This is a genomic window from Albidovulum sp. (assembly GCF_049646345.1).
Taxonomy (GTDB): domain Bacteria; phylum Pseudomonadota; class Alphaproteobacteria; order Rhodobacterales; family Rhodobacteraceae; genus Albidovulum.
Genome location: NZ_JBARVQ010000609.1, coordinates 1 through 11,129 on the forward strand (window position 1 = coordinate 1; position 11,129 = coordinate 11,129).

Annotated in this window: 11 protein-coding genes; 9 read left to right on the plus strand and 2 right to left on the minus strand. The window is 63.4% G+C overall.

Annotation, left to right across the window (positions count from 1 at the left end):
- The first annotated feature begins 208 nt into the window (after positions 1–208).
- From WBB85_RS15885 to WBB85_RS15910, 6 genes are read left to right on the plus strand one after another with little or no spacing between them, the layout of a single operon-like run.
- A complete protein-coding gene (locus WBB85_RS15885; RefSeq protein ID WP_282366708.1) occupies positions 209–1,246 on the plus strand; it encodes a rod shape-determining protein in 1,038 nt (345 codons plus the stop codon).
- A gap of 34 nt (positions 1,247–1,280) precedes the next feature.
- Entirely contained in the window at positions 1,281–2,204 is a 924-nt protein-coding gene (mreC, locus tag WBB85_RS15890) for a rod shape-determining protein MreC (protein ID WP_432639574.1), read from the plus strand.
- Positions 2,197–2,736, plus strand: a complete 540-nt coding sequence (locus tag WBB85_RS15895) for a rod shape-determining protein MreD (RefSeq protein ID WP_432639575.1) — start codon at positions 2,197–2,199, stop codon at positions 2,734–2,736. The genes mreC and WBB85_RS15895 overlap by 8 nt, the downstream gene beginning before the upstream one ends.
- The gene (mrdA, locus tag WBB85_RS15900; protein ID WP_432639576.1) at positions 2,733–4,673 is read left to right on the plus strand and encodes a penicillin-binding protein 2; all 1,941 of its coding nucleotides are present in this window, start codon (positions 2,733–2,735) and stop codon (positions 4,671–4,673) included. The genes WBB85_RS15895 and mrdA overlap by 4 nt, the downstream gene beginning before the upstream one ends.
- On the plus strand, positions 4,670–5,809 hold the full coding sequence (gene rodA, locus WBB85_RS15905; protein WP_432639577.1) for a rod shape-determining protein RodA: 1,140 nt from the start codon (positions 4,670–4,672) through the stop codon (positions 5,807–5,809). The genes mrdA and rodA overlap by 4 nt, the downstream gene beginning before the upstream one ends.
- A gap of 1 nt (position 5,810) precedes the next feature.
- Complete coding sequence (locus WBB85_RS15910) at positions 5,811–6,749, plus strand: 2-hydroxyacid dehydrogenase (RefSeq protein ID WP_432639578.1); 939 nt, start codon at positions 5,811–5,813, stop codon at positions 6,747–6,749.
- A gap of 15 nt (positions 6,750–6,764) precedes the next feature.
- Here the strand turns inward: WBB85_RS15910 and WBB85_RS15915 are convergent, their stop codons facing one another.
- Together WBB85_RS15915 and WBB85_RS15920 are read right to left on the minus strand one after the other, a co-directional pair.
- Positions 6,765–7,547, minus strand: a complete 783-nt coding sequence (locus tag WBB85_RS15915; RefSeq protein WP_432639583.1) for an SseB family protein — start codon at positions 7,545–7,547, stop codon at positions 6,765–6,767.
- A gap of 4 nt (positions 7,548–7,551) precedes the next feature.
- Positions 7,552–8,148, minus strand: a complete 597-nt coding sequence (locus WBB85_RS15920) for a uracil-DNA glycosylase family protein (RefSeq protein WP_432639579.1) — start codon at positions 8,146–8,148, stop codon at positions 7,552–7,554.
- Between the two features lie 110 nt (positions 8,149–8,258).
- Between WBB85_RS15920 and WBB85_RS15925 the strand changes: the two genes are divergently transcribed.
- From WBB85_RS15925 to WBB85_RS15935, 3 genes are all read left to right on the plus strand, one after another.
- On the plus strand, positions 8,259–8,597 hold the full coding sequence (locus WBB85_RS15925) for an ArsR/SmtB family transcription factor (protein WP_432639580.1): 339 nt from the start codon (positions 8,259–8,261) through the stop codon (positions 8,595–8,597).
- Positions 8,590–9,630 (plus strand): permease, encoded by a 1,041-nt coding sequence (locus tag WBB85_RS15930; protein WP_432639581.1) that lies wholly within the window; start codon positions 8,590–8,592, stop codon positions 9,628–9,630. The genes WBB85_RS15925 and WBB85_RS15930 overlap by 8 nt, the downstream gene beginning before the upstream one ends.
- Positions 9,631–9,710: 80 nt before the next feature.
- Entirely contained in the window at positions 9,711–10,964 is a 1,254-nt protein-coding gene (locus WBB85_RS15935; protein ID WP_432639582.1) for a Na+/H+ antiporter NhaA, read from the plus strand.
- The last annotated feature ends 165 nt before the right edge of the window (positions 10,965–11,129 follow it).

Consider the following 11,129-nt stretch of genomic DNA (forward strand, 5'->3'; position numbering starts at 1 on the left):
AGCCGGAAGAGCTTAAGTCGGTTTCGTGAAGTATTTTCTCATTTCAGGGCCAAGGCATCGCCTAAAATGTTCGATTTTTGAAACTCGGCGGAATGCTGCAATCGGTACTCCGTCGCCCCCTTTCGTATTTTTCCGCCCAAGCCTATAAGGGTGACCGGCCCGCGACCCCCGAGTCGTGGGCCGCAATCTGTTTGGAGTGGGAAGAACGATGGCAAGTTGGGGTGGGCTGTTTTCGTCGGATATGGCGATCGACCTTGGGACGGCGAATACGCTCGTCTATGTGAAGGGCAAGGGGATCATCCTGAATGAACCTTCGGTCGTGGCCTACCACGTCAAGGACGGCAAGAAGCAGGTGCTCGCCGTGGGCGAGGATGCCAAGCTGATGCTCGGCCGCACCCCGGGTTCGATCGAGGCGATCCGGCCGATGCGCGAAGGCGTCATCGCCGATTTCGACGTCGCCGAGGAGATGATCAAGCACTTCATCCGCAAGGTCCATCGCCGAACCACATTCTCCAAGCCGAAGATCATCGTCTGCGTGCCCCATGGCGCGACGCCGGTGGAAAAACGGGCAATCCGTCAGTCGGTCCTATCGGCCGGTGCCCGGCGCGCGGGCCTGATCGCCGAGCCCATCGCGGCGGCCATCGGTGCGGGCATGCCGATCACCGATCCGACCGGTTCGATGGTCGTCGATATCGGCGGCGGCACGACCGAAGTTGCGGTGCTGTCGCTCGGTGACATCGTCTATGCCCGCTCGGTCCGCGTCGGCGGCGACCGCATGGATGAGGCGATCATCAGCCACCTGCGCCGCCAGCAGAACCTGCTGATCGGCGAAAGCACCGCCGAACGCATCAAGACCTCTATCGGCACCGCGCGCATGCCCGATGACGGGCGCGGCGCCAGTATGCAGATCCGCGGCCGCGACCTTCTGAACGGCGTGCCGAAGGAAGTCGAGATCAACCAGGCCCAGATCGCCGAGGCTTTGGCCGAACCGGTCCAGGCCATCTGCGAGGCGGTGATGATCGCGCTCGAAGCGACGCCCCCCGACCTTGCCGCCGATATCGTCGACCGGGGCGTGATGCTGACCGGTGGCGGTGCTCTGCTGGGCGAACTGGATCTGGCGCTGCGCGAACAGACCGGCCTGTCGATTTCTATTGCCGATCAATGCCTGAATTGTGTTGCCCTCGGCACCGGCAAGGCATTGGAATATGAAAAACAGCTCCGGCATGTGATAGATTACGACAGCTGAGACCTGACCCCAGCGCCCGAGAGCGAGGCCGCCCTTGGCACGAGACCGCAACGCCGATGCCGACTACAAGGGACCGCTGCGCCGCATCCTGATTGCGGGGCTTGTCTTTGTGCTGGCCACGGTCTTCCTGATCTGGCGCATCGACAGCCCGCGCGTCGAACGCTTCCGCGCGGCATTCATCGACCGGGTCGTGCCGAATATGGACTGGGCTTTGGTGCCGGTGACAAAGCTCGTCGGCATGGTCGAAAGCTTTCAATCCTATGCCAGCCTTTATGAGCAGAACCAGGAACTGCGCCGCGAATTGCAGCAGATGAAATCCTGGAAAGAGGCGGCGGTTCAGCTGGAACAGCAGAATGCCAAGCTGCTGGCCCAAAACCAGGTGCGGCTCGATCCCAAACTGACCTCGGTGTCCGGCGTTGTGCTGGCCGATAGCGGCTCACCCTTCCGGCAATCGGTGCTACTGAATGTCGGATCACGCGACGGGATCGTCGATGGCTGGGCGACGATGGACGGGCTCGGGCTCGTGGGGCGGATTTCCGGCGTCGGCCAGTCGACGGCGCGGGTGATCCTGCTGACGGACGCCTCCAGCCGTATCCCCGTGACCATCCAGCCCTCGGGCCAAAAAGCCATGCTGGTCGGCGACAACAGCGCCAACCCGCCGGTCGAGTTTCTGGAATCCCCGGAACAGGTGCGCCCCGGCGACCGCGTCATCTCATCGGGGGATGGCGGCGTCTTTCCTGCGGGGTTGCTTGTCGGACAGGTGGAGCTTGGCACCGATCAGCGGCTGAGGGTGCGGCTCGCGGCGGATTACGAACGGCTGAACTTTCTCAGGGTGCTGAGAAGCCACCCGGCCGAACAGATCACCGAGGCCGGGGGGCTGATCCCGCCGCCCTTCCTGCCAAATCCGGCGACCGAAGACCTGCCTGCCCCCCTGACCGACGAGGCTGGCGATGGTTGATCCGGTCACCGCCTCACGTCAGGTGCATCGTCTTCTGTTCCTCGCCATTGCGGCGACCTTCCTCTTTGTGCGCCTTTTGCCGCTATCGGCCATGCCAGCGCGCGTACCCGGCCCGGATCTCTTGTTGTGTCTGACGTTGGTCTGGTTGCAACGCCGCCCCGACTACGTGCCCGCGCTTCTGATCGTGGCGGTATTTCTTTTCGATGACATCCTTACCATGCGGCCGCCGGGATTGTGGCCGCTTGTCGTGCTGCTTGGCACCGAATTCCTGCGGTCGCGGGAAGCGACCCTTCGCGACCTGCCCTTCATCGTGGAATGGCTCGTGACAAGCGGGTTGATCACGATGCTGTCGCTGGCCAACTGGCTGGTCCTCAATTTGTTCATGGTGCCGCAGGCCGGGTTCGGGCCGATGCTGCTTCAGGTCATCACAACGATTGCGGCCTATCCGGTCGTGGTCGGGTTCACGCTTTTCGCCTTTGGCGTGCGCAAGGCCGCGAAGGGTCAGGTCGATGCGCTGGGGCGGCGGCTATGAGGCGCTCGCCCCGCGACAATCAGGAAAGCCACCGCCGCATCGGTCGGCGCGCCATGCTGCTGGGGTCGCTGCAGGGGCTTTTCGTCGGCACACTGGCCTTCCGCATGCGTCATCTCCAGGTCGATCAGGCCGACGAATTCCGCCTGCTGGCCGAAGAAAACTCGATCAAGGTGCGCCTTTTGCCCCCCGCACGGGGCCTAATTCAGGACCGGACCGGAACCGTCATTGCCGGAAACGAGCAGAATTATCGTATTACGATCATTCAGGAAGATACCGGCGATCTGGATGATGTGCTGGACCGGCTCGCCCGGCTTGTACCGCTGTCGGAAGAGGATCGCGCCCGCACCGTCAAGGAAGCCTCGCGCACGCCGACCCTGCCAATCACTGTTGCAGACCGGCTGACATGGGATGAGTTCAGCCGAGTGGCCGTCAATGCCCCCGCCCTACCCGGGGTCACAACCGAGGTCGGCCTTTCGCGCTTTTATCCGCAGGGCGCCGATTTCGCCCATGTTCTGGGATATGTCGGCCCGGTCAGCGATTATGATCTGTCGAAGATCGAGGACCCCGATCCGCTTCTGAAGATCCCGCGGTTCCAGATCGGCAAGATCGGGGTCGAATCCAAGCTCGAAGCCGACCTGCGCGGCAAGGCGGGGTCGCGCCGGATCGAGGTGAATTCGAGCGGGCGGGTCATGCGTGAGCTTGGTCGGCAAGAGGGTGACCCCGGCGCCAATGTTCGCATGACCATCGATCACCGGCTGCAGAACTACGTGCAGGCACGGCTGGGCGAGGAAAGTGCCGCCGCCGTCGTCATTGAGGTGGAGAACGGCGATATCCTCGCCATCAACTCCGCCCCCAGTTTCGATCCGAACCTTTTCGTGCGGGGCATCTCCGGCCCCGACTACCGGTCGCTGACCGAAAATGACCACCGCCCGCTTGCCGACAAGACCGTGCAGGGCGCCTATCCGCCGGGCTCCACCTTCAAGATGGTCACAGCCCTGGCGGCGATGGAGGCGGGGGTGATCGGTCCCGGCGAGACTGTCTATTGCCCCGGCTATACCCAGCTTGGCAATCGCCGGTTCCATTGCTGGAAGCGCGGCGGCCATGGCTATGTCCGCATGACCGAAAGTCTGCAGAAATCCTGTGACGTCTACTATTACGAGGTCGCCCAGCGCGTCGGCATCGACCGGCTGGCCGAAATGGCCCGGCGGCTGGGGATCGGTGCCCGTTTCGACCTGCCGATGTCGGCAATCTCCGAAGGACTTGCCCCCGACAAGGACTGGAAGCGGTCGAAATACGGCAAGGAATGGCTGATCGGCGATACGCTGAATTCTGGCATCGGGCAGGGTTATGTGCTGGCCTCACCCCTGCAACTCGCGGTGATGACGGCGCGGGTGGCCAGCGGTCGCGCCGTCATGCCACGCCTTGTGCGCGCCATCGACGGGGTCGATGTTCCGCTGGCCGAAGCGGTGCCGCTCGGGATCAATGCAGGGGGTCTTCGTGCGGTTCGTGAAGGCATGTTCGATGTCTCGAATTCCCAGCGCGGCACCGCCTACCGGTCGCGCATCGTCGACGACACGATGCGCATGGCGGGCAAGACCGGCACCAGTCAGGTGCGCAACATCACCGCCGCCGAACGGGCGCGCGGGGTCTTCCGCAACGAAGACCTGCCCTGGGAACGGCGCGATCACGCGCTTTTCGTCTGCTATGCGCCGTTCGATGCGCCCAAGGTCGCGGTATCGGTTGTCGTCGAACATGGCGGCGGCGGGTCGACGGCAGCCGCCCCCATCGCCCGCGACATCGTGCTTCAGGCGCTAAGCGGCGGCATGCCGCCCCTGACCGCCTATCCCGCCGATCAGCGCAACCGGATCGAGGCCGAGCGCGACAAGCTGCAGCTACTTGACCCCGAAGGCCCGAGTGGCGGGCAGTCGCGCGCATGAGTTATCTTGAATACAACGTCAAGACGGTGCCATCGGGCCTGCGCAAGGTTCTGCATGTGAACTGGCCACTGGTCCTTTTGCTGGCGGCAGTGGCGGCGGTCGGGTTCCTGATGCTCTATTCGGTCGCGGGCGGACGGATCGAGACCTGGGCCGAACCGCAGATGAAACGTTTCGCCATCGGCATCATCGGCATGCTGATGATCGGCTTCGTTCCGATCTGGTTCTGGCGCAACGTTTCCGCCGTCGCCTATCTCGGATCGCTTCTGCTTCTGGTGGCGGTAGAGCTGTTCGGCGATATCGGCATGGGTGCCCAGCGCTGGCTGGAAATCGGCCCGCTGCGGTTGCAACCCTCGGAACTGATGAAAATCGCGCTCGTCATGCTTCTGGCCGCCTATTACGACTGGCTCGACGTCAAGAAGGTGTCGCATCCGCTTTGGGTGCTCGTCCCGGTCGTGATCATCCTTGTCCCGACTTTCCTCGTGCTGAAACAGCCCGACCTCGGCACCGCGATCCTGCTTCTGGCCGGGGGCGGCATCGTGATGTTCGTCGCCGGTGTCAGCTTGTGGTATTTCGGCACCGTCATCGTGCTCGTCGTGGGGCTGATCTTTACCGTCTTCGAAAGCCGGGGCACCGACTGGCAATTGATCAAGGATTACCAGTTCCGCCGCATCGATACGTTCATGGACCCCTCAACCGACCCCTTGGGCGCGGGCTATAACATCACGCAGGCGCAGATCGCACTCGGCTCGGGCGGCTGGGCAGGCAAAGGGTTCATGCAGGGCACCCAGTCGCGGCTGAACTTCCTGCCCGAAAAGCACACCGACTTCATCTTCACCACGCTGGCCGAGGAGTTTGGCTTTATTGGCGCGTTCTCACTGCTTGCGCTTTATGTGCTGATCCTTGTCTTCTGTATCCAGTCGGCCCTGTCGAACCGCGACAGGTTTTCAGCGCTTCTGATCATGGGGATCAGCAGCACCTTCTTCCTGTTCTTCATGGTGAACATGTCGATGGTCACGGGGCTTATGCCGGTCGTTGGTGTGCCCCTGCCGCTGGTGTCCTATGGCGGAACCGCGATGATTATCCTTCTGGGCGGCTTCGGCCTTGTCCAAAGCGCCCATATCCACCGCCCGAGGTAACATGCCGATCACTGTCTTCTTCGCCGCCGGTCCCGCGAACTGGGCCGAGTATCGTGCCCCCCTGAACGCGGCCTTTGCGGAAGCCGGGCTCGATGTCGCGATGTCCGACAGCGCCCCCGATCCGGCGGCGGTCGATTACATCGTCTTTGCCCCCGGCGGGATTATCGAGGATTTCGGGCCTTTTATGAACTGCAAGGCGGTGCTGAACCTCTGGGCCGGGGTCGAGCGTCTGGTGACCAACCCGACGCTAACCCAGCCCTTGGCCCGCATGGTCGATTGGGGCCTGACCGAAGGCATGGTCGAATATGTCGTGGGCCATGTCCTGCGTCACCATCTGGGGATGGATGCCCATTTCCACGGGCAGGACGGGGTCTGGCGCAATTCGGTGCTGCCGCCGCTGGCGCGTGAACGCCCTGTTGCCATGCTTGGTCTGGGCGAACTGGGTCAGGCGGCGGGCCGCGCTCTCACCGCATTGAACTTCCCCGTGATGGGCTGGAGCCGCAGCGCCAAGGACATCGGGGGCATCGACTGCCATTCGGGCGAGGATGGCTTGGCCCATGTCCTCACACGCGCCGAAATCGTGGTCCTGCTGCTGCCGCTGACGGATGGCACCCGCAACATCCTGAATGCCGAACGGCTGGCGCTACTGCCCAAGGGTGCGGTGATCATCAATCCCGGTCGCGGCCCGCTGATCGACGACACAGCCCTGCTCTCGCCCCTCGATGCGGGCCAAATCGGCCACGCCACGCTCGATGTGTTCCGGACCGAGCCTTTGCCGCCTGACCATCCCTACTGGGCACATCCGAATGTCACCGTGACCCCGCATATCGCCGCCGATACGCGCCCGTCCAGTTCCTCCCAGGTCATTGCAGAAAACATCCGGCGCGGCGAGGCGGGCGAGCCCTTCCTGCATCTGGTGGACAGGTCGCGCGGGTATTGATGCGGCGGGTGCGGCCTATCTGAGCTTCGGTGGTCTTGCCGGGTCCATCCCCGGAGCGGCAGGCGCAATAACCTGCGCCTCTTCCCGCGCCGGTTCGGGCAGGTCGAACCGCAAGGACACTTTGGCGATCCGTGCCGCCAGCGGATCATCTGCACCCGGAAATGCGACGTCGATCTCGCCCGCCTCAATCCCGGAAAAGACCAGCGCCTCGGATACCGCCTTGGCAAGTGCCGCCTCGGCCCCATCCGCCGCCCCCTCGAAGGCCAGCATGTGACCGCGCCGTCCGTCCGTATAGGTGACGGCCACCAGATGCGCAGTGCGGGCAAGTCCGGCGAGCCCCGCCAGTTTCGCGTCGAGGGCCATGAACAGCGCTTCGGGCAGACCCTTTGGCGCTTCGGCTGAAACAACCCGCGCCTCGGCTGGCTTCGGCGCGTGATCGAGCGTTCCGGCCAGCCAACCCAAAGCCTCACCCGGCATCAGGAAGGCTGAAGGCGCGACGCCGAGATTGAGGCCGAGCCCCACGCCTTCGCCCGCCAGGGCCCGTGCGATCACCCGGCCCGGCAGGGCTGCATAGGGGGACGGCGCGCCAGTGAACTCGGCCAGCCGTTCCTCGCTATCGAAGGCCAGCGCGAATTGCCCCTCTTCCAGCGCGAAGACTTGCGGCGCGACGGTTTCCCCCACCGGTTCAGCCTCCAACAGCAGGTAGAGTTCCGCATCCGCCAGCCGTTCATAGAAGCGCAGCCGCGCCGCATCGTCATCCGGCGCCACCTCCATCGCGGCATGGGCGCGGTCCAGCATGGTTTCAGTCACGGCTCAGAACCTCGGTCAGTCGCGCCCGCGCCACCGGCAAAAGCTCGGCCTCGAACCACGGATTGCGTTTCAGCCAGCCGGTATTGCGCCAGGACGGGTGAGGCAAGGGAAAGACGCGCGGCGCATGGTCGCGCCAGCGGCTGACGGTCTCGGTCACGCCGCCCTTCGCCGCCGCCGCACCAAGATGCCAGCGATGGGCATAGCCGCCGACAAGGAAGACAATCTGCACATCCGCCAATCCAGCCATCACCCGCCCGTGCCATGCCTCTGCACAACGTTTCGGTGGCGGCAGGTCGGAGCCTTTGGCATCATAGCCCGGAAAGCAGAAGGCCATCGGCACGATGGCCACCCGGTCGCGGTCATAGAACCCCGCTTCATCCAGCCCGAGCCAGTCCCGCAAGCGGTCGCCCGACGGATCGGTGAAGGGCCGCCCGCTTTCATGTACCCGGGTCCCCGGTGCCTGCCCCGCGATCAGCACCCGCGCCGTGGGTCGGAACCAGACCACGGGGCGCGGGTCATGCGCTGTCGCGGTTCGCGCGAAATCTTCGGCACAAAGGCGGCAGGCGGATATGTCGTCGGTCAAAGCCATCCACCGCACTCTGCCGTGCTGCGTCAGTCGGGAAAAGGCGCAATTGTGTTATTTCGATATCTGTCGAAATTTCTCTTGCGCGACTTATTTATTTCTATAATTCTAGAAACATGAAACACATCATTGCTCATGATCTCTCCGTCGAAATCGCCGCCTCGACCTTCGCGGCGCTCGGTTCCGAACAACGGCTCGCCGTCCTGCGGACGCTGGTGCGTGCGGGACCCGTGGGATTGACCATCGGCACCCTCGGCGAACGCGCGGGCGTGACAGGATCGACTTTGACCCATCACATGAAGATCCTCGCCCAGGCAGGGCTGGTGACGCAGACGAAACAGGGTCGGTCAATCATCTGCGCTGCCGTGGCCTATGATCAGGTGCGGGCCTTGTCGAATTTCCTTCTGAACGAATGCTGTGCGGATAGCGACCAACCGGGGCATCGCCATGGCTGAGACGACCCATTCCCACAGCCACAGCCATTCGCGCCTGCCCGTGGACGGGCCATGGATCGCGCTGGCGGTTCTTCTCGCCGCTGTCGCGATCTTCGATTTCGCAGCCTTGTGGCCGACGATCCGCTTCACCGGCGGCGCGCTTTTGTCGACCGCCCCCTTCATCGCTTTCGCCGTCTTCGCCATCGGCTATCTGAAGGCGACGGGGGCCGAGGGGATCGTCGCCCGCGCCTTTGAGGGGCGTGAGACGCGGATGATCGTGCTGGCCGCCCTCATGGGCGGGCTTGCGCCGTTCTGTTCTTGCGAAGTCATTCCCTTCATCGCGGCGCTCCTTGCCCTTGGCGCGCCCCTGAGTGCGGTCATGGCTTTCTGGCTTGCCTCGCCGTTGATGGACCCGGCGATGTTCGCGATCACGGCGGGCACGCTGGGTCTCGGCTTCGCAGTCGCCAAGACGGCGGCGGCGGTCGGGCTGGGGCTGATGGGCGGGTTTGGCACGATGGCTTTCGCCGCCAGCCCGGTCTTCCGCGATCCTTTGCGCGTTCGTGCGGTGCCCGCCTGCGGAACCTCTTGCTGCAGCACGGAAAAGCCCTTCTCCGGCAAGCCGGTCTGGCGGTTCTGGCAGCACCCTGCGCGACGCGACACGTTCCGCGTCACGGCCACAGAAAACGCCGTATTCCTTCTGAAATGGCTGACACTGGCCTATGCTGTCGAGGCGGTGATGATCCGCTACATCCCCGCCGACTGGATCGCCGGCGTGCTGGGCGGCAGCGGAATCGGGCCCATCGTGCTGGGCGCACTGGTCGGGGCACCCGCCTATCTCAACGGCTATGCAGCCGTGCCGCTGGTCGATGCGCTGCTGGCACAGGGCATGTCGAACGGTGCGGCGATGAGCTTTATGCTGGCAGGCGGCGTCAGTTGCATCCCCGCCGCCATCGCGGTCTGGGCGCTGGTCAAACCGCGCATTTTCGCCGCCTATCTCGGCTATGCCTTCGCGGGCTCCGTTGTTGCCGGACTGGTGTGGCAAGCCATCGCCTGAGGTGCCGCCGACCGTTGCTCCAATGTCGGTTTTCCGTTAAGCCCGGGAAAACAGGGCCATAGCGGGGAGGGCGAACGCGCATGTATCGCGTCTGGAACTACGTCACCAATTATTCGCTGCTTTTGATCGCCGGGGCCCTGATCGCGCTCATATGGGCCAATATCGACGCAACGAGCTATCACCACTTCGTCGATTTCGTGATCGTCGATCACTTCTTCATCGGCCACGCGCATGAGGAAGGCGGCCACATCACCCGGACACTGACGCTGCACTACCTTGTCAACGATATCGGCATGGCCTTCTTCTTTGCCATCGCCGCGAAAGAGGTGTGGGAAGCGATCATCCTTGAAAATGGCTCGCTGCGCGGCAAGAAGGCGATGACGCCCCTGATCGCCACGGCGGGTGGCATGTTCGGCCCGATCGCGGTCTATCTCGGCCTTGCCGCCGTGATGGGTGTCTACGAGACGGTGAGCCGCGGCTGGGCGATCCCGACCGCCACCGATATCGCGTTTTCCTACCTTGTCGGCCGCATGGTCTTTGGTGCGGGGCATCCCGCGATCCGGTTCCTGCTGCTTCTGGCCATCGCTGACGATGCCGCGGGGCTGATCATCCTTGCGATCTTCTATCCGTCGAGCGAACTTGCACCGGAATGGCTGCTCCTCTCGTTCGGCGCCGCCTTTGCCGTGTTCATTCTGGCCAACTGGCTGCCACGTTATCTTGACCGCGGTAACCAGTTGCGCCCCAATTCCACCTGGGTCAGGCAAAAACTGTCGTTCTGGCCCTACCTGATCGCTGGCTGTCTGAGCTGGTACGGTTTCCAGGAAAGCGGCATCCACCCCGCGCTTGGCCTGCTGCCGATCGTACCGACGATCCCCCATGCCGACCGCGCTTTCGGTATCTTCGCCGAGGCCGAGCAATACCTGACCGACCTTCTGAACTGGATCGAACATCACCTGAAATATCCGGTCGAGATCATCCTGTTCTTCTTCGGCCTTCTCAATGCGGGTGTCGAGTTCAGCGCCATCTCCGAACCGACCTGGCTGGTCCTGATGGGCCTGATCATCGGCAAGCCGGTCGGTATCTTCCTCTTTGGCTGGTTCGCCGCCTATCCGATGCGGCTGGGCCTGCCGCAGGGCATGCGGTCGGTCGATCTGATCGTGATCGGCTTTGTTGCAGCCATCGGATTCACGGTCGCACTCTTTGTCGCTTCGGTCGCCTTCCCGGCCGGACCGGTGCAGGATGCCGCCAAGATGGGCGCGCTCTTCTCCTTCGGCGCCGCCATCCTGTCGATCATCGCGGGCAAGATGTTCCGTGTCGAAAAGGTCAACAGCTGACATGATGGGCACGGGTGCACCATAAAATGCACCCGTGCCGCCACAATGCGGGCAAGATCTGATTGTAGCTGCTATGTTAACGATCATAGCCTACTGATTGAGGCAGGCAGAGCAGCGCCAGGGCCAACGGATGCTCGAATTCGAGAATGTCAGCAAGTCCTTTTG

What these genes read in the sequence shown, in the direction of transcription:
- mrdA (WP_432639576.1), top strand. Translation starts at nt 2,733, where the DNA reads ATGAGGCGCTCGCCCCGCGACAATCAGGAAAGCCACCGCCGCATCGGT.
- WBB85_RS15915 (WP_432639583.1), bottom strand. Translation starts at nt 7,547, where the DNA reads ATGCTGGACCGCGCCCATGCCGCGATGGAGGTGGCGCCGGATGACGAT.
- WBB85_RS15930 (WP_432639581.1), top strand. Translation starts at nt 8,590, where the DNA reads ATGGCTGAGACGACCCATTCCCACAGCCACAGCCATTCGCGCCTGCCC.
- WBB85_RS15885 (WP_282366708.1), top strand. Translation starts at nt 209, where the DNA reads ATGGCAAGTTGGGGTGGGCTGTTTTCGTCGGATATGGCGATCGACCTT.
- WBB85_RS15910 (WP_432639578.1), top strand. Translation starts at nt 5,811, where the DNA reads ATGCCGATCACTGTCTTCTTCGCCGCCGGTCCCGCGAACTGGGCCGAG.
- WBB85_RS15920 (WP_432639579.1), bottom strand. Translation starts at nt 8,148, where the DNA reads ATGGCTTTGACCGACGACATATCCGCCTGCCGCCTTTGTGCCGAAGAT.
- rodA (WP_432639577.1), top strand. Translation starts at nt 4,670, where the DNA reads ATGAGTTATCTTGAATACAACGTCAAGACGGTGCCATCGGGCCTGCGC.
- WBB85_RS15935 (WP_432639582.1), top strand. Translation starts at nt 9,711, where the DNA reads ATGTATCGCGTCTGGAACTACGTCACCAATTATTCGCTGCTTTTGATC.
- WBB85_RS15925 (WP_432639580.1), top strand. Translation starts at nt 8,259, where the DNA reads ATGAAACACATCATTGCTCATGATCTCTCCGTCGAAATCGCCGCCTCG.
- WBB85_RS15895 (WP_432639575.1), top strand. Translation starts at nt 2,197, where the DNA reads ATGGTTGATCCGGTCACCGCCTCACGTCAGGTGCATCGTCTTCTGTTC.